Source organism: Vibrio sp. dhg, from assembly GCF_003443775.1.
GTDB classification, from domain to species: Bacteria; Pseudomonadota; Gammaproteobacteria; order Enterobacterales; family Vibrionaceae; genus Vibrio; species Vibrio natriegens.
In genome coordinates this window covers 2,106,177-2,128,532 of record NZ_CP028943.1, presented here as the reverse complement: position 1 = coordinate 2,128,532, position 22,356 = coordinate 2,106,177, and the positions used below count along the sequence as shown (strand labels likewise).

Here is a 22,356-nt window from a genome sequence, read left to right as displayed (position 1 = left end):
AATTATAAAAAATTAGGCACTGCATGTGAGAGATCGCATGCAGCGCCTATGTTGTGTCCAAAATTAGGACATTTGGTTTTCATTTACACTGTCACAGACTGAAAGAGTGAGTTTATGCTTAAATTCATCGCAAAAAGGATATTTGAGGCGATCCCAACAATGTTGGTTTTGATCACCGTATCTTTCTTTCTCATGCGTTTTGCTCCGGGAAATCCATTCTCGACAGAACGTCCACTACCACCAGAAGTTATGGCTAACATCGAAGCTAAATATGGCCTAGATAAGCCAGTATTCGAGCAATACACGACTTACTTGTTTAACGTTATCCAAGGTGACTTCGGACCGTCATTTAAGTACCTGGATTACTCAGTTAATGAACTGATTTCTGTTGCGTTACCTGTATCTGCAAAAGTGGGTTTCATTGCCTTCATTTTCACTCTGATAATGGGGGTGACGGTTGGCACAATAGCCGCTTTAAAACAGAATACCTGGGTTGATTACACGATTATGTCAACGGCGATGATAGGCGTTGTCATGCCATCATTCGTATTGGCTCCGGCACTGATCTACCTATTCTCTCTTCACTGGCATCTTTTCCCTGCGGGTGGCTGGCAAGATGGTGGCTTGAAGTACCTCGTACTTCCAGTGATTGGTATGTCATTGCTTTACGTTGCAACATTCGCACGTATTACTCGTGGCTCGATGATTGAAACATTAAACAGTAACTTTATTCGTACCGCACGCGCGAAAGGTCTAAGTTACCGTTACATCATCCTTAAGCACGCACTTAAGCCAGCACTACTCCCTGTCGTTTCATACATGGGTCCTGCTTTCGTAGGTATCATTACCGGTTCTGTTGTTATCGAAACCATCTTTGGTCTACCAGGCATTGGTAAGCTTTTCGTTAACGCTGCATTTAACCGTGACTACTCGCTAGTAATGGGTGTAACCATTCTGATTGGTTTCCTATTTATCTTATTCAACGCGATTGTCGATATCCTACTAGCAATGATTGACCCGAAAATTCGCTACTAACAGGGAAGTTTGGTTATGTTAACGAAAAAAGAAAACCTAGAAGCGATTGAAAAATTCTCTGAGAACTTAGAGATTGAAGGTCGCAGTCTTTGGCAGGATGCTCGAATTCGCTTTATGCGTAACAAAGCAGCAATGGTGAGTCTATTTATCCTGACCATAATGACGTTGGCGGTGATTGTTCTGCCAATGATCGCACCTTATGCATTTGATGATACAGATTGGTACGCAATGCACGTTTCACCTAATGCTGACCACTGGTTTGGTACTGACAGCTTAGGTCGCGACTTGTACGTTCGTACGCTGATTGGTGGCCGCATCTCCCTAATGGTAGGGGTGATGGGTGCATTCGTAGCAGTATTGATTGGTACGCTTTACGGCGCAGCATCTGGCTTCATTGGCGGTAAAGTTGACCGTATCATGATGCGTATCCTTGAGATCCTATACGCGGTACCGTTTATGTTCCTAGTTATCGTACTAGTAACCTTCTTCGGCCGTAACATTATTCTTATCTTCGTAGCGATCGGTGCAATCGCATGGCTGGATATGGCACGTATCGTACGTGGTCAAACGCTTAGCCTACGTAGTAAAGAGTTCATCGAAGCGGCACACGTTTGTGGTGTAAGTAACTGGAAGATCATTACTCGCCATATCGTACCGAACGTACTTGGTATCGTAGCAGTTTACTCAACGCTGCTTATCCCTAGCATGATTCTGACTGAATCATTCCTATCGTTCCTTGGTCTTGGTGTTCAGGAACCAATGACAAGTTGGGGCGCACTTCTACAAGAAGGTGCACAGACAATGGAAGTAGCAATCTGGCAGCTGGCATTCCCAGCCGCGTTCATGGTTGTGACTCTGTTCTGCTTCAACTACGTTGGTGACGGTCTGCGCGATGCGCTGGATCCTAAAGACAGATAATTACAGATAGATTAAGGAAGCAACGATGAGCTTATTAGATGTCAAAGATCTGCGCGTCGAGTTTACCACTCAAGATGGTATCGTAACCGCAGTAAACGATTTGAACTTTTCTCTTAACCAAGGTGAAACCTTAGGTATCGTAGGTGAGTCGGGTTCAGGTAAATCTCAGACCGTATTCGCAATCATGGGTCTGCTGGCTAAAAACGGTATCATTTCTGGTAGCGCAAAGTTTGAAGGCAAAGAGATCCTGAACCTGCCTGAAAAAGAACTTAACAAAGTTCGAGCAGAGCAGATCGCGATGATCTTCCAAGACCCAATGACGTCACTAAACCCTTATATGAAGGTGAGTGATCAGCTGATGGAAGTATTGATGCTTCACAAAGGCATGGGTAAAGCGGAAGCATTTGAAGAATCGGTACGTATGCTTGAAGCGGTGAAAATTCCAGAAGCCCGCAAGCGTATTACCATGTATCCGCACGAGTTTTCAGGCGGTATGCGTCAGCGTGTAATGATCGCAATGGCGCTGTTATGTCGTCCTAAACTGTTGATTGCTGATGAACCGACAACGGCACTAGACGTAACCGTTCAGGCGCAGATCATGGATCTGCTTAACGAACTGAAAGACGAGTTTAATACCGCAATCATCATGATCACGCACGACCTGGGTGTTGTTGCGGGTTCTTGTGACAAAGTATTGGTAATGTACGCTGGCCGTACAATGGAATACGGAACGGTTGATGAAATCTTCTACAATCCGAGCCACCCATACGCAGAAGGCCTGCTGAAGGCGATTCCTCGTTTAGATACTGAAGGTGAGATCCTGCCAACTATTCCGGGCAACCCACCAAACTTACTTCGCCTACCACCTGGCTGTCCTTATCAGGAACGTTGCCACCGTGTAATGGACCGTTGTAAGCAAGAAGCGCCAATTCTGACACCGTTTGGTGATGGTCGTCAGCGCGCATGTTTTTCGCAGTGGGAGGCTTGGAAAAAATGAGTGTAGATAAATCATTACTACTCGATGTTAAAGAACTTAAAGTTCACTTTAGCATTGCAGCAAAATCAGCATGGCCTTGGTCTAAGCCTTCGAACCTAAAAGCAGTCGATGGTGTTAATGTCCGTCTGTACGAAGGTGAAACTCTGGGCGTTGTAGGTGAATCAGGTTGTGGTAAGTCGACGTTTGCGCGCGCTATCATTGGCTTGGTAGAAGCGACTGACGGCGAAGTGGTGTGGTTAGGTCAAGACCTGACTAAGATGAAAGATGTTCAGCGTCGTGAAACGCGTAAAGAAATCCAAATGATTTTCCAGGATCCTTTGGCTTCTCTGAACCCGCGTATGACGGTTGGTGACATCATTGCTGAGCCGCTAGAAACCTTTTATCCAGATCTTTCAAAGCAAGAGATCAAAGATCGTGTTAAAGAGATGATGGCGAAAGTAGGTCTGCTACCAAACGTGATCAACCGCTATCCGCACGAGTTCTCTGGTGGCCAGTGTCAGCGTATTGGTATCGCACGTGCACTTATCCTTAAGCCAAAAATGATCATCTGTGACGAACCGGTATCAGCATTGGATGTATCGATTCAGGCTCAGGTTGTGAACTTGCTTAAAGAGCTTCAGAAAGAGCTTGGTCTATCTTTGGTATTCATTGCACACGATCTGTCTGTGGTAAAACACATCTCTGACCGTGTTCTGGTTATGTATTTGGGTAACGCCGTAGAGCTTGGTGAAGCTGACGCACTATTTGCTGATCCTAAACACCCATACACGCGTGCATTGATGTCGGCTGTACCAATTCCAGATCCGAATATCGAACGTCAAAAGAAAATCCAAATGCTGGAAGGTGATCTTCCTTCGCCAATCAACCCACCATCGGGTTGTGTCTTCCGTACTCGTTGCCCACAGGCCACGGAAGAATGTGCGAAGACAAAACCGACGATTCAAGGTAACGATGTTCATGCGGTATCTTGTTTACATGTTCAAGTGTAAGTCATTCAGCCTGTGACGGGCTTAAGCGCGGCTCTTTAATTAGGGGCGCGCTTTTTTTATGCCTAACCGAGCACTCATTCAAATTTCTTGAACGTCATGTCCGAAGCCCGGTTGTTTTCTGTTCGTCACGAATCGCTAATATAGAGGAAAATAGAACGAGAGGAGAACGAAGATGGGTAAATTGGTCGAAGGTGTTTGGCACGACGTCTGGTACGATACGAAATCAAGCGGCGGTAAATTTGTCCGCGAAGACGCAGGTTTTCGTAATTGGATCAAGAATGAGCCGGATGCAGAATTCCAGCCAGAATCTGGTCGTTACCATTTGTATGTTTCTCTTGCTTGCCCCTGGGCGCACCGAACTCTTATTTTCCGAAAACTCAAAGGGCTAGAACAGCATATTGATGTCACGGTTGTTTGTCCTGACATGCTTAGCCAAGGCTGGCAGATGGGCTTACCTGAGCCATTGTTTGGCCATACGCGTATGCATCAAATTTATACCCAAGCTAAGCCAGACTATAGTGGGCGTGTGACCGTTCCTGTCTTATGGGATAAACAAACCAATACGATCGTATCCAATGAATCTTCTGAGATTATCCGTATGTTCAACTCAGCATTTAATGAGTTAACGGGTAACGAAGACGATTACTACCCTGAACATTTGCAAGCCTCTATTGATGAGTGGAATGATTTTATCTATCCGAATGTGAATAATGGTGTGTATCGTTGTGGTTTTGCGACAACTCAGGAAGCGTATGAAGAAGCTTTTGATTCACTGTTTTCTGCGTTAGATAAAATTGATACGCATCTGGCGACACATCGTTATTTAACAGGCAATCAGATCACCGAGGCTGACTGGCGTCTGTTTACTACATTAGTACGTTTTGATGCTGTGTATGTTGGCCACTTTAAATGTAATAAAAAGCGCATTGCGGATTACACCAATATTCAGGGCTACTTAAAAGAACTCTATCAAGTCGATGGTGTGGCAGAGACAACGGATTTCTACCACATTAAACGTCATTACTATTTCAGTCATACAGGAATCAACCCAACACAGGTAGTACCAAAAGGCCCGGACTTAGATTTAGAGTCGCCTCACGGTCGTGAACCACTTTCAAACTAGTTCTTCTGATAAAGCGTCATTTTCTATGGCGCTTTGTTATCTCCTTACTAAAGCGATATGCATTTATACGCTGTTTTATCGGTTATTTCCCCAAGCATCACAGATTATTCCAGTACATGACATAAACTAATGATATAGAACCGATCTTTTAGCGAGGTGAGGTATGCATATCAACGAGTTTGCATCTGGCGAGCATCAAATCTGGAATTTGCTGATTGCTCTTCTGTTAGGGTCGATAATTGGCATTCAGCGCGGATGGGTGAAGCGCAATAGTGTTGAAGGCAGCCGGGTCGCAGGTATTCGTACTTATTCTTTGGTCGGCTTGCTTGGTGGTCTGGTTGCAATTCTCGCTTCCCACTATTCCCCGTTACTGCTTGGCTTTGCTCTGATCGCGCTGGTGATTTTGGCTTGCATCGCGTTTTTTGTTAAGCAAAAGAACAGCGGTGATGTCAGTATCACTGGCTTAGTAAGTCTGCTGGTGACGTTCGTTTTAGGCAGTTTAGCGGTGGCTGGCGAAGCGGTACTTGCTGCATCCGCGGCCGTGATAACCGCTCTGGTTCTGGATAATAAGAGAGAGCTCCACGAGGCGTTGCAAAAGTTACAAGAGTACGAATTAGATGCAGCTCTGCGCTTACTTCTCATTTCTATTGTTTTACTTCCACTCTTACCTGACAAAACTTATGGGCCATGGAAAGCTTTAAACCCTTACGAGATATGGTGGATGGTCGTGTTGATCGCCAGTATTTCTTTTGTTGGCTACTTTGCGATTAAAATTGGCGGCGCGAAGCGGGGGATTTTATTTACGTCCGTTTTTGCTGGCCTCAGTTCTTCAACGGCATTGACCCTACAGTTTTCCCATCTGTCTCGTGAACAGCCTGCAATTAGCCCGCTGCTGGCAAGTGGCATCTTAATAAGTTGTGGAACCATGTTCCCACGGCTCTTGTTTATACTTTCTGTCATTAATCCTCCATTAGTGAAAATGCTTTGGCCAATCGTACTCGCGATGATGGTTGCACTTTACTTACCGGCTTGGTGGATATGGAGACGGTGTGAAATGGAAAAGGTGGAGCAATCAAATAAGCAAACTAATCCTCTTGCTTTGCAGTCCGCTCTCTTTTTTGGTGTTGTACTGGCGGTGATCATGTTGCTCTCACATGCACTCTCAGATTGGTTTGGCGATGCGGGGGTTTTGATGCTCTCAGCGGTGTCAGGTATCACTGATGTGGATGCAATTTCATTGGCTCTTGGTCGGCAAAGTGTCCTGCACTTGAGTGTAACCACCGCGGCGCTGGGTATCCTCATTGCCGCTTCGGTAAATACCATAGTGAAAATGGGAATGGTGGTGGCTTTAGGCGAAAGGAGGTTATGGCACCGAGTCGCGCCAGTGATGATCGGGTGTGTGATTGTCGGTGGGGTGATGTTCTTAGCTATTTCGTAACCAGCTCAGTAAACTCGCAACAAAAAAGCCCTCGACGAATCGAGGGCTTTGAATATTCAATCAAGCAGAGAAAAGAATTACTTCTGTTCTTGAGTTGCTTGGATTGCTGTTAGAGCGATTGTGTACACGATGTCGTCTACTAGCGCGCCACGAGACAGGTCGTTTACAGGCTTGCGCATACCTTGCAGCATTGGACCGATAGATACTAGATCTGCTGAACGCTGTACTGCTTTGTAAGTCGTGTTACCAGTGTTTAGGTCTGGGAATACGAATACTGTCGCTTTACCTGCTACTGGAGAGTTTGGCGCTTTAGAAGCCGCAACGTTTTCCATGATAGCCGCGTCGTACTGTAGAGGACCGTCGATGATAAGATCAGGACGTTTCTCTTGAGCTAGTTTCGTCGCTTCACGTACTTTATCAACGTCTGCACCCTTACCAGATTCACCAGTAGAGTAAGAAATCATTGCAACGCGTGGGTCGATACCGAATGCAGCAGCAGAATCTGCTGATTGGATAGCGATTTCAGCAAGCTGTTCAGCCGTTGGATCTGGGTTGATTGCACAGTCACCGTAAACCAGTACTTGATCAGGCAGAAGCATGAAGAATACTGAAGAAACGATAGACGCATTAGGTGCAGTCTTGATGATTTGGAACGGAGGAACGATAGTGTTCGCCGTAGTGTGAACAGCACCAGAAACCAGGCCATCAACTTCGTTGTTCTCAAGCATCATTGTGCCCAGGAATACTGAGTCTTGTAGTTTCTCACGAGCTACAACTTCAGTCATACCTTTCGCACCACGTAGCTCAACCAGGCGAGCAACGTAGTTTTCACGGATAGCATCAGCGTCGATGATTTGAACGCCAGCGCCTAGCTCAACACCTTGTTGTGCAGCTACGCGACGGATTTCTGCTGGGTTACCCAGAAGCACACATTCTGCAATGCCGCGCTCAGCACAGATAGCAGCAGCTTTCACGGTACGTGGCTCATCACCTTCTGGAAGAACGATGCGCTTGCCGGCTCTACGAGCAAGTTCAGTTAGCTGGTAACGGAATGCTGGTGGGCTTAGACGACGAGACTTCTGAGTACCTTCAGTCATTGACTCGATCCAGTTACCGTCGATGTGACCAGCAACGTGCTCGTTAATGAATTCGATACGCTCTTTGTCGTCTGCAGGTACTTCAATGCTGAAGCTCTGTAGATTTAGAGAAGTCTGCCAAGTGTTGCCTTGAGCTTTGAAGATAGGTAGACCAGTTTCGAATGCTGGCTTACATAGACCTTCAATTTCGCGAGGGATGTCGTAACCGCCGGTTAGCAGTACAGCACCGATGTCAACACCGTTCATTGCCGCTAGAGAAGCCGCAACGATTACGTCTGGACGGTCTGCAGAAGTAACAAGTAGAGAACCTGGTTTGAAGTGCTCAATCATGTTTGGCAGAGAACGCGCACAGAACGTGATGCTCTTGATGCGACGAGTGTTGATGTCACCTTTGTTGATGATATCAGCATTCAGGTGTTTCGCCATGTCGATAGCACGAGTTGCAATCAGGTCGATGCTCCATGGCACGCAACCTAGTACACGAATTGGAGAAGTGTTGAAGATCTCCATCACTTTCATTTCGTTTTGCTTCGCGCTGTCTGCATCGTCAAAGATCTCAGACAGGTCAGGGCGAGTACGGCCAGCTTCATCAACAGGTGCGTTTAGCTTGTTGATGATAACACCAGAGATGTTTTTGTTCTTAGTACCGCCGAAGTTAGAACATGCTACTTCGATGCGCTCTTTAAGCTGAGCTGGGTTATCCGTGCCAGGCGTTGCCACTAGAACAATTTCAGCACCAAGTGTTGCTGCGATTTCCGCGTTCACTTGGTTAGCGAATGGGTGCTTACGAGTTGGTACCAGACCTTCGATTAGAGTTACATCTGCATCTTTATTGATTTGGTTGTAACGCTCAACGATGGTTTCTAGCAGCTCATCCATGTTGTCGTTACCGATCAGGCTTTCAGCAACAGACATCGCCATAGGTTCGCCGATCTTCATATCGCTGTTGTGGCCAACGATAGTTGAAGTTAGATCCGGCTGATCGCCGCCACTGCGTGGCTGACAAATAGGTTTGTAGAAAGAAACTTTAACGCCTTTGCGCTCCATAGCGCGAAGAACACCCATGCTTACGCTAGTTAAACCAACACCAGCACTTGCAGGGATAAGCATAATAGTACGAGACATTCGTAGAGTACCTTTGCTATTGGGAGAGATAAAAGCTCAATTCTTATTCCATGATCTTCAAAGAATAGGAGCTGAGCCCCTAAAGAAAGCTCTTTGGAAGAAAAACTGGCTAGCCAATTGGCTAGCCAGTTTATGCATTAAAGACCTGCTAGGCGTGCAGTGTCTTCAGCAATAACAAGCTCTTCGTTAGTAGAGATTACCATTGCTGGGATACGGCTGTTCGCAGTAGTGATAGTGCCTTCGCCGCCGAAACGTGCTTTAAGGTTTGCTTCACTGTCTACTTCGATACCGAAGATACCTAGACGGTTTAGAACCATTTCACGGATAGGGCCAGAGTTCTCGCCGATACCGCCAGTGAAAGTGATCGCATCTAGACGGCCGTCCATTGATGCAGTGTAACCCGCTACGTATTTAGCTAGACGGTGACAGAACACGTCCATTGCACGCGTTGCTTCTTCTTTCTCACCGTAGTTGTCTTCAACGAAACGACAGTCAGAAGTCACTTCAGTCAGACCAAGTAGGCCAGACTCTTTAGTTAGCATCGTGTTGATTTTCTCAACAGAGTAGCCTAGTGCGTCGTGTAGGTGGAAGATGATCGCAGGATCGATGTCACCACAACGAGTACCCATTACCAGACCTTCTAGAGGAGTCAGACCCATAGAAGTATCTACTGATTTACCGTTTTTAACTGCACATACAGACGCGCCGTTACCTAGGTGACAGTTGATGATGTTTACTTCTTCAACTGGCTTGTTCAGTAGACCTGCAACTTCACGAGTGATGAATAGGTGTGAAGTACCGTGCATACCGTAGCGACGGATGCCGTGCTCTTTGTACAGGTTGTATGGAAGAGCGTATAGGTAAGACTCTTCTGGCATTGTTTGGTGGAATGCAGTGTCGAACACAGCAACGTTTTTCAGTGCTGGGAAAGATTTTTGAGCTGCTTTGATACCGATGATGTGTGCTGGGTTATGAAGTGGTGCTAGTGTTGCACAGTCTTCGATACCTTTCAGTACGTCATCAGTGATAAGAGCAGACTGAGTGAACTTCTCGCCGCCGTGTACTACACGGTGACCGATAGCTGCTAGGTTTTCAGAAAGCTCTGGCTTAGAAGCAAGAATAGTTTCTACCATGAACGCTAGTGCTTCTTCGTGAGCTGCACCGTTACCTAGTTGAGCTTCGTGCTTGCCATCAAGTTTCCACTTGATACGAGCTTCAGGAAGGTGAAGACACTCAGCAAGACCTGATAAGTGCTCGTCGCCGTTCTCGGCATCAACTACGGCAAATTTAAGAGAAGAACTACCGCAGTTTAAAACTAAAACTAGCTTAGACATGTATGACTACCTGTTATTCGTCTGATCAAAATCAGTTAAAGAATGAAAAATTAATCACAAGAATAGTCGATACCAGCAAGGGTGCGTACTAATCTTGGTCAAAAATTGTTCTAATTCCATATAAAGATATAGTGATGAGCCCACTCATCACGATGACGCGTTCCTTGCAGATAGTGACCTCAGAGTTGCTTAAATTGTAAATAACGGCAACAATGAGGTTGAGGGCCTGCAAAGGATAGCGATAATGGGCAATGATAACAAAAAAAATTTGAAATAATATTAATTTTCATCAATTTTTTGCACCTTCAGTTGAAACGTTCAACTATTTTTTAGTGAGAGAGTGGTATGAGTAATAAAGTCGGATTGATCCATAGCCTGAAAGATGGCCAAAATTACATGGAGATCTGGCCGGTTCGTAAAGAGCTGAATGCCGTATTTCCAGAGCAGCGAATCATTAAAGCAACGCGATTTGGCATTAAAGTCATGCCCGCGGTGGCTGCGATCAGCGTCCTCACTCAAATGGCGTTTAACAACTATAGTGCGCTGCCTCAGTCGATCATTGTTGCCTTGTTCGCTATTAGTTTGCCGTTGCAGGGGATTTGGTGGTTAGGAGCCCGTTCAAATACTAAATTGCCTCCTTCTCTGGCTACCTGGTATAGAGAGCTGCACCATAAAATAGTTGAGAGTGGTTTCGCGTTAGAACCAGTCAAGACAAAGCCTCGTTACAAAGAACTGGCGTTAATCTTAAATCGTGCTTTTAGGCAGTTAGATAAATCCTCGTTAGAGCGTTGGTTCTAAACAAGCCAACATCGTGAAATTTAGAAAAATGGAGTGCGTACAAGCCACTCCATTTTTTGTGCTTCGTCCTGTGCAATAATCCTATCGATCCACTTCTTTTTGTCGCTTTTCGTTCACCCTGACAAAGATTTCCCTCTTTCTCGTTGATTTTGCGCGACTCGATTACTACTCCGCGATCACAATTGTTGTTTTACTGTTAAATGTTTCTTTTCTTTACTGAGACTTAGTAGTAATAATAAAAATAAGATGCACAAGAAGTGCACAGCTAAATTTATTACAAACACAACAAAAAAACGCCTTCCCATTTTGGGGCTTGCGAGCGTACACCAAAAGGTGAATGTTCGCAGAACAAGGACGAAGACACATCAAGGAGTTATGATGATAACGAAACGTTTACTTGCCACAGCAATTTTATCTGCGACTGCCGTTCTTTCTTCAGCTGGTGCTATTGCTAATACAGCGACTGTTGCGGTTTCACAAATTGTGGAACATCCAGCATTAGATGCTGCCCGTCAGGGCCTCTTAGACGGCTTGAAGGCGAAAGGGTATGAACAAGGTAAAAACCTAGAGTTTGACTACAAAACGGCACAAGGTAACCCTGCTATCGCGGTTCAGATTGCTCGCCAGTTTGTCGGTGAAAGCCCAGATGTTTTAGTCGGTATCGCGACGCCATCTGCACAAGCTCTCGTCTCCGCAACGCGCTCAATCCCAGTTGTTTTTACTGCGGTAACGGACCCAGTTGGTGCAAAACTGGTTAAAACCATGGAACAGCCTGGTCAGAATGTGACTGGACTTTCTGACTTGTCGCCAGTTGCCCAGCATGTTGAGCTTATCTAAGAGATCCTGCCTCAAGTGAAAAGTATCGGTGTTGTCTTCAATCCAGGTGAAGCCAATGCGGTAACCCTGGTCGAACTTCTAAAAGTGAGCGCAGCAGCGAAAGGGATTGAAGTTGTAGAAGCAACGGCTCTGAAAAGTGCCGACGTGCAATCTGCGACTCAGGCCATTTCTGCAAAATCTGACATTATTTACGCACCGACAGACAACACAGTGGCAAGTGCAATCGAAGGTATGATCGTTGCTGCGAATCAGTCTAAGACGCCAGTATTTGGTGGTGCCACATCTTATGTTGAAAAAGGCGCGATCGCTGGCCTTGGTTTTGACTACTACCAAGTGGGTGTTCAAACCGCGGATTATGTCGCGGCGATTCTTGATGGTCAGGAGCCGGGCAAATTAGACGTAAAAGTCGCAACAGGTTCTGACTTGGTGATCAATCAAGAGGCTGCTTCTAAGCTAGGTATCCAAATACCGAGTTCAGTCGTAGAACGTGCAACAAGCATGCAATAAGTCGCTTTTTTGGGGCGTATTCAACTCATTCGAGCAAGTTAACCGCATTGGCGAAAGTAATAAGTCATGTCATTGGCTTATTACTTCTCCCAAGAATGTTTAAACCTCCGAGTGATGATAATCCTTGTTCGAATAAACTTGAGTTTGAGTTGATAAGTTCGTCCTGACTGAAGTGAGAAGTCTTACTTTCAGATCCCGATATTGATCTGAACATGCAGAAAGGAGCCGTTTTATGTCTGCATTTGCATTTTTTGGCGCTCTTGAGATTGGCTTGATTTATGGGCTGGTCGCTTTGGGCGTATACCTCACGTTTCGTGTACTCGATTTTCCCGACCTAAGTGTTGATGGCAGTTTCCCTATGGGAGCTGCAGTTGCCGCGACAGCAATTGTTGCTGGTATTAATCCTTGGGTCGCCACAGGTATGGCGATTATAGCCGGTGCTATGACGGGCTGGGTTACCGCGTTTTTGGCTGTCCGCTGCGGTATTTTGCACCTTTTGGCCTCAATTCTTACCATGATCGCCGCCTTTTCCATCAATATTCGTATTATGGGTAAGCCCAATATGGCGCTACTCGGCGAAGATACGATCCTGACACCGTTTGAAGCGATGGGCGACTCAATGTTCGTGCGTCCACTTGTGGTTGGGGTGCTAGTTTTATTATCAGCATTTTTTGTGGTTCGTTTGCTCAACAGTGACTTTGGCCTTGGTCTAAGAGCAACTGGCGTCAACGCCCGAATGGTTTCTGCTCAAGGTGCCAGCACAGGTTTTTACACCTTCTTTGGTTTGGCTTTATCCAATGGTTTCGTTGGCTTTGCCGGCGCACTGTTTGCACAGACTAACAGCTTTGCCGACGTAACATCTGGGGTCGGTACCATTGTTGTCGGCCTAGCTGCGGTGATTTTAGGTCAGACCTTGATCCCTGGCCGCAAGATTTGGGTGGCAGTGTTAGCCGTTATCGTTGGTTCGGTCCTTTACCGTCTTGCCGTCGCGTTTGCTTTGAGTTCTGGAATGTTTGGCTTGCAGGCATCCGATCTAAACCTTGTTACTGCTGTGCTGGTTGCGGTCGCATTGATAGCACCAAAACTAAAACAGCGCATGAAAGCGAAACAACGAGTTTCAGATGCTAAACAGGCAGCATCTAAAAAAGGTTCAGGGGAGACATTATGATTGAACTCAATAATATCCAAGTGACGTTCAACCCTGGAACTATTCTGGAGAACCGAGCGTTAAAAGGGGTATCTCTAGAGGTGCCTGAACATCAGTTTCTTACTGTAATTGGCTCTAATGGTGCTGGTAAATCGACGTTACTTGGTGCTACGACTGGTGAAACCCCGATGATTGGCGGGCAAGTGATTATCGATGGTAAAGACGTGACCCGACAAACCGTGGCTCAGCGTGCGACTCAATGTGCGCGGGTCTTTCAGGACCCATTGGCTGGTACTTGTGGCGAATTAACCATTGAAGAAAACATGGCACTGGCTTACATGCGTGGCAAAAAGCGTGGTTGGGGACTAGCACTCTCATCCCAGCGCCGAAAGTTGTTCCAAGACCGAATCAGTATTCTTGGTTTGGGGTTAGAAGATAGGCTGGGGGATAGCATTGGCTTGTTGTCCGGTGGTCAACGACAAGCGGTGAGTTTGGTAATGGCAACCTTGTCGGAAAGTAAGCTGCTGCTACTCGATGAACACACGGCGGCGCTTGACCCGCGTATGGCTGCTTTTGTTATTGATCTGACCAAACGTATCGTGAACGAGTTTAATTTAACCGTGATGATGGTTACCCACTCAATGAAAGATGCATTAGCTTGTGGTGACAGAACCGTGATGCTTCATCAGGGGGAAATTGTGCTGGATGTAGCAGGCGAACAAAGAGCAAATATGCAGGTACCAGATTTGCTGGAAATGTTCTCGAAAGTACGTGGTGAAGAACTGTCCGACGATAGTTTGTTACTCAATTAGTTAGTCAGTACAGTACGTTACCTGACTTCGGTTATGGTTAATGATACCTACCGAACGTGATCCTCCTTGAGAAACGCGACTAACGGACCGTTTCACAAGGAGGATTTTTATTCTTGCTATAGTAAAGTCATCGCATATGCCCGCTACAGGAATATTTGCTATGACCCTTCCTTTCATTTTCCACAGTCAGACGTTGGATGGTCTTTCTTTCAACGAAGAAGCTATAACGGTCACGCTTAAGACGGCGAGCCTGGATTTTGATCGTGTCTATGTTCGCTCCGAGCCTGATAACGAAGAATATCTGACTGAAATGCATCCGGCGGGAACTTCAGGAGAACTAAAACTCTGGAAAGCAACCTTTGCCCCTAATAAAGACCGAGATGTCTCTCACTACGTATTTAAACTCGTTCTGGGCGAGCAGCAGTTTTGGCTAGATGGAAGGGGCGTACAGTCGCGTATTCCATCAAAAGAGTTTCACTTTAAATTGAATGTGAATAACCAGCCACCTTCATGGGTACAACAGCAGATCTTCTACCAAATTTTTCCAGACCGTTTTGCTCCAAGTAAGGATGAAAAATCGATTCGGCACGCCTACGGCGAATACAATCCTGAAGCGATAGTAAAGTCATGGGGGGAAGCGGTTGGGGAGCACCAGAATACCGGAGCCAAAGAGTTTTTTGGTGGCGACCTGAACGGCGTTGAGCAGAAACTGGATTATCTTGAAAATCTGGGCGTGACAGCTTTGTATTTCAATCCGGTCTTCCGCTCTCCGAGTAACCATAAATACGACACCACTGACTATTTCAACATAGACCCAATGTTTGGAAGCAATGAGCAGTTTGCTCAGTTGTGCAACAAGATACGTTCTAAGCAAATGAAAATTGTTTTGGATGCAGTATTTAATCACACTTCAGTTCACCATCCTTGGTTTGATGTGAAAATGGAAGGTGATGGGGCGTATGGCCATCCTGCTTCGAAGTATCGCAATTACTATTTCTTTGACGATGACAGCAATCATTACATCGGCTGGAAAGGTATCAGTAGTTTACCTGTGTTGAACTTCGAGAATAAAGAGGTGCGGGATTACATTTATCAAGGCAAACATGCGGTGATCAAACACTGGCTAAAAGCCCCTTACTCAGTTGATGGCTGGCGCTTTGATGTGATTCATATGCTCGGAGAGGGAGTAGGGGCGAAAAATAACGCTCATTACGTTGAAGCGTTCCGTAAAGCAACAAAGTCGGTGAACCCGAATGCCTATGTCCTTGGAGAACATTTTTTTGAGGCAACTCAGTGGCTACAGGGTGATCAAGAAGATGGAGCAATGAATTATTACGGCTTTGCTCATCCCGTAAGAGCATTTATTGCCAAGCAAGATATCATGTACGATCCTATCCAGATCAATGCATTAGAGTTCAAAGAGTGGTTAGATGAAGCAAGAACGAAGATTCCATTTGCGAACCAGCTATCCCAACTCAATCAACTTGATAGCCATGATACGGCGCGGTTCATCACTCTTGTAAGCCGTAGCGAAGACAAAATGCACATCGCGCTGACTTTGTTAATGACTTATGTCGGTACACCTTGCCTTTATTACGGCAGCGAAGTTGGGCTGGAAGGCGGATTAGATCCTGATAACCGACGTTGTTTCCCTTGGCATGAAGTGGCGAACTCTGAATGGTTGGGTATTTATCGACGCTGGATAGAGATTCGTAAAAAGTTCAAATGCCTACAATCCGGCAGTATTCAATGGCTTTATTGCCATAATGACGCGTTGGTATATGCGAGACAGTTGAAAGATGAAGCGGTCATTGTTGCAATCAACACCAGTGAAAAAGCAGTGAGTATTGAACTACCACTATGGCAGTTAGGTCTGAGTGCGAAAAGCTTGCACAACATATTGGATGACCGTGAAGTCATTGATTATAAGAATAGCCTTAGCATTAATCTTCCTGCGGAGAGCGGTAAAATATGGCGGCTAAAGTGACACTGTTGTCTACCTTTATTAAAGTAGTTGAATATGTTCGTTCACTTCAACATCCATCCTCTTACTTATGGTACTGAATGTTTAATAAAAGACGTTTTAGCAACTCATTTGTTATTTTTTTCCCGCTTACTTTATTTGTGGTGGTGTTACTTGTCAGTGCCAAAAACTATTACGACGCGGTTAACCGCAACTTAGATAGCGAGTATGCGCGGATTGAGCGTGCGATCGTTCGCGGTATGAAGGTCCTCACTGCACTTGATTACAGTTTCAGTAACTTTACCAATAAAGAGAACCCATTATCTGGCGGTCATAGTTACTTAGTGAAAGACGGCTTTTGCTACATTTGGCCCATTCAAATGTCAAGGGCACAAGATGTCGATGAAAGTAACCCGCCGTCAGAGCTTGAGTACATGCTAGTGGGTATTAAGAACTTATGCGAAAAAGGCTCTGAAATTAACAAATTAGCGGAGCAAAAAGCGGGCTTCGCACCATCGCTGTCTTTTCTTCATGATATAGAGCCTCACATCGTTGGGATTCATTACATTGATAAGCGCGGATACATTATTTCGTCGCCTGACACCTACGCGAAGAACGTCACAAAAGAGCTTTTACTAACATTGAAGGCACGTCCGTTCTGGCAAAAAACTGCTCAGGACAAGGTTAATATTACTTTAGCTGGGCCGGGACCCGTCCTAGATTCGATGCAAGGGAAAGTCATTACATTGGCAGTGCCTTACTATGAGAACGGTGTTCATCAAGGCGCGTTGTCTATCGACTTTAATTTGGATTTACTGCTTAACAGCACGGCGCGTTTTGCGGGCAAGTTGCATTTAGTTTCGAACATTGAAGCGCTTCCTAAAAATGCCGTTCGAATTGAAACCATTGATCTAGAGCGTTTGAGCGCCAACCACCGCCTTTATTATGAGTACAATTTGTGGAGCGAGATTAAAAACTTAGTCGTGTTCCAAAAGTACAGCATTATTGTCGCGCTGTTTATTTATGTTCTCTGCACTATCGTGATTTTTTACGTCAATATGCACACTGAACGACGTTATTTTAAAGATCTTGCTGCAAAAGACCCGATGACCGGGTTATTGAACCGTCGAGGGATGGAAGCGGTTTGGCGCAATAAAATGACCAAACAGAAGGTTGCATTAGCGGTTTTTGATATCGATAACTTCAAAGCAATTAATGACAATTACGGTCACGATGTGGGTGATATTGCCATTCAACTTGTCGCTAAGTGTATACGTGAGAATATACGCCATACCGATGTGGCCTCTCGTTTTGGAGGCGAAGAGTTTGTGTTAGCGATATATGGCGAAGACAGTGAGTCGATGATGAGGATACTCGAACGAGTAAGAAAAACCATCGTAGAGCGCTCGACACGTGTCACTAGCAGTGGATTCACCGTATCAGGAGGCGTTGTTTTCTGTTCAGAAGGCGGAGATAAAAGCTTTGATGAGTTATTTAAAGCGGCGGATGAAAAGTTGTATCAGGCAAAGCATAGCGGAAAAAATCAAATTTGTTATGCGTGCTGAAATGGATGTAAAAAAGGGCGAATTGTCGCCCTTTTGAATGTTTAAAGACTTAAGCCACTTTTGATGTCGCTTGCACCAATTCATCGCGATATCGTTGAATATGTTCAACGATGGGCGCGGCTTTATTAAAGGTGCGGATTTCACGGAACAAATCTTGAGCTTCTGGGTAAGATTGACGCAAATAAGCGAACCATTGTTTAACTCGGTTCGGGTAGTACAGCCCTTTGTCGCCTTTCATTTCGAACTTAGAGTAGTAAATCAGCAATTCAACTACTTCTGGCCAGGACATAGGCTGGTGGTTGTGTTTAACCATATTGCCTAAATTTGGAATGTTAAATGCGCCTCGGCAAACCATGAGGGAATCAACACCTGTGGTTTCAATGCAGCGTTGACCATCTTCGTGGTTCCAGATTTCCCCATTAGCAATTAATGGAATAGAGAATCGCTCGCGGATCTTCGTAATGTATTCCCATTTGATCTCCGATGCTTTATAGCCGCCTTGCTTTGTGCGAGCGTGGACCGTTAGTTCATTTGCACCGGCCGACTGGATCGCATCGACAATCTCAAAGCAATCTTCAGGGTTTTCCCAACCCAGGCGGATTTTCGCGCTAACCGGGATGTTTTCAGGAACCGCTTCACGGCATGCTTTTACGACTTGGTGAATCAACTCTGGATGTTGAAGAAGTGCTGCGCCACCTTTACTTTTGTTCACCATTTTTGCTGGGCAGCCAAAGTTGATATCGATACCACGAGCGCCAAGCTCAGCCGCTTTGATAGCGTTCTCGGCCATCCAGTTTGGTTCTTGACCTAACAATTGAACATGTACTGGTACACCAGATGCAGTTTGAGATCCTTGCAGAAGCTCCGGACACAAACGATGGAATACGTGATCCGGTAATAACTGATCGATAACTCGAACGAATTCAGTAACGCAGAGATCATAGTCGTTTATTTCGGTCAAAATTTGGCGCATCAAATGGTCTAAAACGCCTTCCATTGGGCCTAATACAACTCGCATAGTTTGCCTAGTACAGTTTGGTGATAAAAGGAGGGCGATTGTAGCGATGTAAGCCTAGTTTGTCATTAAAAGACTCGAAGCGCGCAAATTTATCAAACCGGTATGCCGAGGTTACTTGAGTTAAAGCTCTGGGGTATAATGCCGGCAAATTTATGGGAAACCAGATGTCATGCAATATACATTGATTGAAAAGGGTGAGGTTCAACTAGATGAATCTTCACTGTTTATTGAAGGGGCTGTGTTAGCTGCAAACCTGACCACTAAGCCCTTGGCACCAGAGACTTGGTTAGAGCCGCTACTAGGCGCTGATTTTAAAGCCATTCAACCCGTGGTTGAAGAGCAGATTCACAAGCAGCACAACCGCATTCTGCGTAACGAGTATTCAGTACTTGCTCTTACAGACAATAATTCCGAGCAACTGGCTGATTTCGCTGAAGGATTCATGTCGGTTTGGCCGATGATTGAAGAACAGTGGCAAGGTACCGAGCTCAATGACGGTTTACAGCGCATGCTGCAAGCTTTGCTCACGACGATGATGCTAGCGATCGATGAATCTACGACTCAACAACAGATGCGTGATGCAGGTATTGAAAATCCACCGGCACTGAGTGATTTGATTGATCAACTTGACTTGATGATCAGTGAGGCGGCATTGGGTGCAGACGAGCTCATGGTTGGGAACAAAGCAAAGAGTCTCAATCCATTTAAAGGTGTGGGTCGTAACGATCCTTGCCCATGTGAGAGTGGCAAAAAATTCAAGCAGTGTTGTGGTAAGTAATCAGGTTGTTCTGATTTAATACCTAAGATTAATAAAGCCGACCACGAGGTCGGCTTTATCGTTATTTGGGTTTATGTTTTAAAGAATTGGGTTCTTACGTCTTGCTGGGAAAAACTGGGCAATCACGACCAGAGCGAGAAAGACCAGATTACCTGCAAAAATAACTGCTAACCACTGTGGCATGGATAGCGTTAAGAACTGCCACACAATCTCAGAACAATCGCCATAGGCTTCAAACATCCAAGGTGCCCACTGGTTCAGCGGTGCCCAGCTTGGGAAAGTCACGAATACGTCACAGGTAGCAAATGGCGATGGATTGAACTGATAATCGACGTGCTGTAGCGCGAGCAACAAGCCTTTGTAGGCACTAAGTCCCCATGCGATCAAACCTAGCCATCGGAAGAGTGGGTTACTCGGTGAAATAAACCCGATAATTGCAGCTCCGCCAATGCCCAGCATAGCCACTCGCTCGTAAATACACATTACACACGGTGCCAACATCATGACATGCTGAAAGTAGAGGGCACATGCTTCAAAGAAAATGATAAACAAGAGAAGAAGCATCCAAGATAAGCGCCCCTTGGAAAACTGGTTTAGTGATCTAAAAATATTCACGGTTTCAATCCTGTCTGAAAATAAAAAGCTCTGATTACTCAGAGCTTTTTATCGTGTATAAGTTTCTTAATCAACTTAAATATTAATGTCCGCCAGATACTGCTGGAGTTAAATCAACATTGTGCAGAGTTATCCAGCCCGCTTCGTAGAAAGACGCGGTTGCTGGTTCTAAGAAGAACATAATCCCCATCAGACCTACAATTGCCAACACTACGGTATAAGGCAATGCCATGATAACCATTCGACCATAAGAAAGGCGAATAAGTGGTGCAAGTGCTGAAGTCAGCAAGAATAGGAACGCTGCTTGTCCGTTTGGCGTTGCAACTGAAGGCAGGTTAGTACCTGTGTTGATAGCCACAGCCAGCAAATCGAACTGCTCACGAGTAATCAAGCCTTCAACAAGAGCGGTTTTCACTTCGTTAATGTAAACCGTACCAACAAACACGTTGTCCGAAACCATGGATAGTAAGCCGTTGGCGACATAGAACAGAGCGAGCTGTGTCCCTTTGTCTTCTACAGCAAGTACGGCATCAATAACGGGTTTAAATAGCTGTTGGTCGATGATGACGGCAACGATAGAGAAGAACACCGCAAGTAGGGAGGTGAAAGGTAGAGCTTCTTCAAACGCTTTACCCATCGAGTGCTCATCAATAACACCAGTAAACGAGGTCGCAAGAATAATCACCGACAGACCAATCAGACCAACTGCCGCTAAGTGTAGTGCGAGAGCCACAATTAGCCATACTGCGATAAAGCCCTGCACCCATAGCTTCGCCACATCTTGTTTGGTACGAGTTTTACGCTCTTCGCGGTCGTAGTCCACGAGAATCTGGCGAACATTGTTTGGCAGTTTTGAGCCATATCCAAAGACTTTTAGTTTTTCTACGAGCGCACAAGTAATGAGGCCACAGAAGAGTACGGGTAAAGTAACTGGCGACATACGAATCAGGAATTCGCCAAAAAACCAACCTGCTTGGTCGGCAATAATCAGGTTCTGAGGTTCACCAACCATAGTGGTTACACCACCAAGTGCGGTACCCACACCTGCGTGCATTAGCAATGAACGTAAAAATGCGCGGTAGTTTTCTAAGTCATCACGAGTCAGCTCGGTGATGGTGTCATCTTGTGTATGGTCATGGTCACCAATAGGGTTTCCTGAAGCCACTTTGTGGTAAATCGAGTAGAAGCCCACTGCTACGCTGATAACAACGGCGATAACGGTCAGTGCATCCAAGAACGCGGACAAAAATGCCGCAGCAAAACAGAATGCGAGTGACAGTAGCGTTTTTGAGCGAATGCCAAGTAATATTTTGGTAAAAATAAACAGCAGAAGGTGTTTCATGAAGTAAATGCCAGCAACCATGAATATTAGAAGTAGTAACACTTCAATATTCGCTACCAATTCATGCTTCACTTGTGCAGGGCTAGTCATCCCAATTGCTATGGCTTCTATTGCTAGTAAACCACCCGGTTGTAGTGGATAGCATTTTAATGCCATTGCTAGCGTGAAAATAAATTCAGCGACCAGCAACCAACCTGCAATAAATGGACTGACAAAAAAGAAAACAAGAGGGTTAATTATTAAGAAGGCTATAATGGCAACTTTGTACCAATCAGGCGCTTTACCTAGAAAGTTCTTGATAAAAGCGTTTCCGAGCGATATCGGCATGATAAATCTCTTTATAATAAATTTATGAATAGACACTACGAAATAGTGCATAAGTACTTGTTTGTTAGACTTATTAGCTAGTCTTTTAAAACAGTAACTTAGTAAAACAACAATCCTTTGTTTTATTGTAGTCTTGCCAAGTTACTTCCTTTGAACTTAAGCACCGCTCACTTTCGATCGCAAACTCTACACGCAGGTTTTTATTAGTCAATAACAAAGCTTAAGGCTTCTGACTTAAACAACTTTTTTAATGTAAGAGCGCGAGCGAACGTGCATTATTATATCATGAAAGTTTTAGAAAACTCCTTTTGGGATTCTAAATGATGACTAGATACGAAAAAATATAATTTAACTGAGAAATTTATTGAGTGGATACAAATTAATTTTTCATATTCTGAATATAAAAATGTGACGAAAGTTTCGTTACTTTCAGGGAAATTATGACTAGTACTTTTTAAGTAAAATGTTGGTTTTACTTGTTATAGGTACGTTAACGATGATTCACTATTGAGACTACTTGTAGAGTTTTTGCTCTACTTGTGGGGTGTTTCAAATATTCTTCGTTAGTTTTCTCAAACCGTTAACTAGTGG

The 22,356-nt window shown here is 45.0% G+C and carries 17 protein-coding genes and 1 pseudogene; 13 read left to right on the top strand and 5 right to left on the bottom strand.

What is annotated here, in order from left to right; genetic code table 11:
* The first annotated feature begins 114 nt into the window (after window positions 1-114).
* From oppB to DBX26_RS09735, 6 genes are all read left to right on the top strand, one after another.
* Window positions 115-1,035, top strand: a complete 921-nt coding sequence (gene oppB, locus DBX26_RS09760; protein ID WP_014232526.1) for an oligopeptide ABC transporter permease OppB — start codon at window positions 115-117, stop codon at window positions 1,033-1,035.
* A gap of 15 nt (window positions 1,036-1,050) precedes the next feature.
* Window positions 1,051-1,953, top strand: coding sequence for an oligopeptide ABC transporter permease OppC (gene oppC, locus DBX26_RS09755; protein WP_118118971.1), 903 nt, complete (start codon window positions 1,051-1,053; stop codon window positions 1,951-1,953).
* A gap of 25 nt (window positions 1,954-1,978) precedes the next feature.
* On the top strand, window positions 1,979-2,950 hold the full coding sequence (locus DBX26_RS09750; protein ID WP_014232524.1) for an ABC transporter ATP-binding protein: 972 nt from the start codon (window positions 1,979-1,981) through the stop codon (window positions 2,948-2,950).
* Window positions 2,947-3,939, top strand: coding sequence for a murein tripeptide/oligopeptide ABC transporter ATP binding protein OppF (oppF, locus tag DBX26_RS09745; RefSeq protein WP_065302653.1), 993 nt, complete (start codon window positions 2,947-2,949; stop codon window positions 3,937-3,939). The genes DBX26_RS09750 and oppF overlap by 4 nt, the downstream gene beginning before the upstream one ends.
* 172 nt (window positions 3,940-4,111) lie before the next feature.
* The gene (locus tag DBX26_RS09740) at window positions 4,112-5,062 is read left to right on the top strand and encodes a glutathione S-transferase family protein (protein WP_118118969.1); all 951 of its coding nucleotides are present in this window, start codon (window positions 4,112-4,114) and stop codon (window positions 5,060-5,062) included.
* Between the two features lie 163 nt (window positions 5,063-5,225).
* Window positions 5,226-6,500 carry an MgtC/SapB family protein gene (locus DBX26_RS09735; RefSeq protein WP_118118967.1) on the top strand — a complete coding sequence of 425 codons (1,275 nt, stop codon included), beginning with the start codon at window positions 5,226-5,228 and terminating at the stop codon, window positions 6,498-6,500.
* A 77-nt stretch (window positions 6,501-6,577) separates the two neighbouring features.
* Here the strand turns inward: DBX26_RS09735 and pta are convergent, their stop codons facing one another.
* On the bottom strand, window positions 6,578-8,722 hold the full coding sequence (pta, locus tag DBX26_RS09730) for a phosphate acetyltransferase (RefSeq protein ID WP_014232520.1): 2,145 nt from the start codon (window positions 8,720-8,722) through the stop codon (window positions 6,578-6,580).
* A gap of 137 nt (window positions 8,723-8,859) precedes the next feature.
* A complete protein-coding gene (locus tag DBX26_RS09725; RefSeq protein ID WP_014232519.1) occupies window positions 8,860-10,056 on the bottom strand; it encodes an acetate kinase in 1,197 nt (398 codons plus the stop codon).
* Between the two features lie 345 nt (window positions 10,057-10,401).
* Between DBX26_RS09725 and yfbV the strand changes: the two genes are divergently transcribed.
* From yfbV to DBX26_RS09695, 6 genes and pseudogenes are all read left to right on the top strand, one after another.
* Complete coding sequence (gene yfbV, locus DBX26_RS09720; RefSeq protein ID WP_014232518.1) at window positions 10,402-10,854, top strand: terminus macrodomain insulation protein YfbV; 453 nt, start codon at window positions 10,402-10,404, stop codon at window positions 10,852-10,854.
* 378 nt (window positions 10,855-11,232) lie between these two features.
* Window positions 11,233-12,198: pseudogene (locus DBX26_RS09715) on the top strand (ABC transporter substrate-binding protein).
* 232 nt (window positions 12,199-12,430) lie between these two features.
* A complete protein-coding gene (locus tag DBX26_RS09710; RefSeq protein ID WP_020335661.1) occupies window positions 12,431-13,366 on the top strand; it encodes an ABC transporter permease in 936 nt (311 codons plus the stop codon).
* On the top strand, window positions 13,363-14,157 hold the full coding sequence (locus tag DBX26_RS09705; RefSeq protein WP_020335660.1) for an ABC transporter ATP-binding protein: 795 nt from the start codon (window positions 13,363-13,365) through the stop codon (window positions 14,155-14,157). The genes DBX26_RS09710 and DBX26_RS09705 overlap by 4 nt, the downstream gene beginning before the upstream one ends.
* 160 nt (window positions 14,158-14,317) lie before the next feature.
* Window positions 14,318-16,144: a maltodextrin glucosidase gene (malZ, locus tag DBX26_RS09700; protein ID WP_118118965.1), complete on the top strand. Its 1,827-nt coding sequence runs from the start codon at window positions 14,318-14,320 to the stop codon at window positions 16,142-16,144.
* Between the two features lie 77 nt (window positions 16,145-16,221).
* Window positions 16,222-17,685 (top strand): diguanylate cyclase, encoded by a 1,464-nt coding sequence (locus DBX26_RS09695; RefSeq protein WP_118118963.1) that lies wholly within the window; start codon window positions 16,222-16,224, stop codon window positions 17,683-17,685.
* 49 nt (window positions 17,686-17,734) lie between these two features.
* Here the strand turns inward: DBX26_RS09695 and dusC are convergent, their stop codons facing one another.
* The gene (gene dusC / locus DBX26_RS09690; RefSeq protein WP_020335657.1) at window positions 17,735-18,703 is read right to left on the bottom strand and encodes a tRNA dihydrouridine(16) synthase DusC; all 969 of its coding nucleotides are present in this window, start codon (window positions 18,701-18,703) and stop codon (window positions 17,735-17,737) included.
* A gap of 169 nt (window positions 18,704-18,872) precedes the next feature.
* On the opposite strand from dusC, the gene DBX26_RS09685 reads away from it, so the two are divergent.
* Window positions 18,873-19,481 carry an SEC-C metal-binding domain-containing protein gene (locus DBX26_RS09685; protein WP_118118961.1) on the top strand — a complete coding sequence of 203 codons (609 nt, stop codon included), beginning with the start codon at window positions 18,873-18,875 and terminating at the stop codon, window positions 19,479-19,481.
* Window positions 19,482-19,559: 78 nt separating this feature from the next.
* On the opposite strand, the gene dsbB is transcribed toward DBX26_RS09685, so the two are convergent.
* Window positions 19,560-20,096, bottom strand: coding sequence for a disulfide bond formation protein DsbB (gene dsbB / locus DBX26_RS09680; protein WP_024372816.1), 537 nt, complete (start codon window positions 20,094-20,096; stop codon window positions 19,560-19,562).
* A gap of 82 nt (window positions 20,097-20,178) precedes the next feature.
* A complete protein-coding gene (nhaB, locus tag DBX26_RS09675; RefSeq protein ID WP_014232509.1) occupies window positions 20,179-21,765 on the bottom strand; it encodes a Na(+)/H(+) antiporter NhaB in 1,587 nt (528 codons plus the stop codon).
* Window positions 21,766-22,356 lie beyond the last annotated feature (591 nt).

Bases quoted from the DNA above. Each gene is read 5' to 3' on its own strand.
- DBX26_RS09710 (WP_020335661.1), top strand. From the start codon at position 12,431: ATGTCTGCATTTGCATTTTTTGGCGCTCTTGAGATTGGCTTGATTTAT.
- yfbV (WP_014232518.1), top strand. From the start codon at position 10,402: ATGAGTAATAAAGTCGGATTGATCCATAGCCTGAAAGATGGCCAAAAT.
- DBX26_RS09750 (WP_014232524.1), top strand. From the start codon at position 1,979: ATGAGCTTATTAGATGTCAAAGATCTGCGCGTCGAGTTTACCACTCAA.
- oppB (WP_014232526.1), top strand. From the start codon at position 115: ATGCTTAAATTCATCGCAAAAAGGATATTTGAGGCGATCCCAACAATG.
- DBX26_RS09685 (WP_118118961.1), top strand. From the start codon at position 18,873: ATGCAATATACATTGATTGAAAAGGGTGAGGTTCAACTAGATGAATCT.
- dusC (WP_020335657.1), bottom strand. From the start codon at position 18,703: ATGCGAGTTGTATTAGGCCCAATGGAAGGCGTTTTAGACCATTTGATG.
- oppF (WP_065302653.1), top strand. From the start codon at position 2,947: ATGAGTGTAGATAAATCATTACTACTCGATGTTAAAGAACTTAAAGTT.
- DBX26_RS09725 (WP_014232519.1), bottom strand. From the start codon at position 10,056: ATGTCTAAGCTAGTTTTAGTTTTAAACTGCGGTAGTTCTTCTCTTAAA.
- pta (WP_014232520.1), bottom strand. From the start codon at position 8,722: ATGTCTCGTACTATTATGCTTATCCCTGCAAGTGCTGGTGTTGGTTTA.
- DBX26_RS09735 (WP_118118967.1), top strand. From the start codon at position 5,226: ATGCATATCAACGAGTTTGCATCTGGCGAGCATCAAATCTGGAATTTG.
- DBX26_RS09705 (WP_020335660.1), top strand. From the start codon at position 13,363: ATGATTGAACTCAATAATATCCAAGTGACGTTCAACCCTGGAACTATT.
- nhaB (WP_014232509.1), bottom strand. From the start codon at position 21,765: ATGCCGATATCGCTCGGAAACGCTTTTATCAAGAACTTTCTAGGTAAA.
- DBX26_RS09695 (WP_118118963.1), top strand. From the start codon at position 16,222: ATGTTTAATAAAAGACGTTTTAGCAACTCATTTGTTATTTTTTTCCCG.
- oppC (WP_118118971.1), top strand. From the start codon at position 1,051: ATGTTAACGAAAAAAGAAAACCTAGAAGCGATTGAAAAATTCTCTGAG.
- malZ (WP_118118965.1), top strand. From the start codon at position 14,318: ATGACCCTTCCTTTCATTTTCCACAGTCAGACGTTGGATGGTCTTTCT.
- DBX26_RS09740 (WP_118118969.1), top strand. From the start codon at position 4,112: ATGGGTAAATTGGTCGAAGGTGTTTGGCACGACGTCTGGTACGATACG.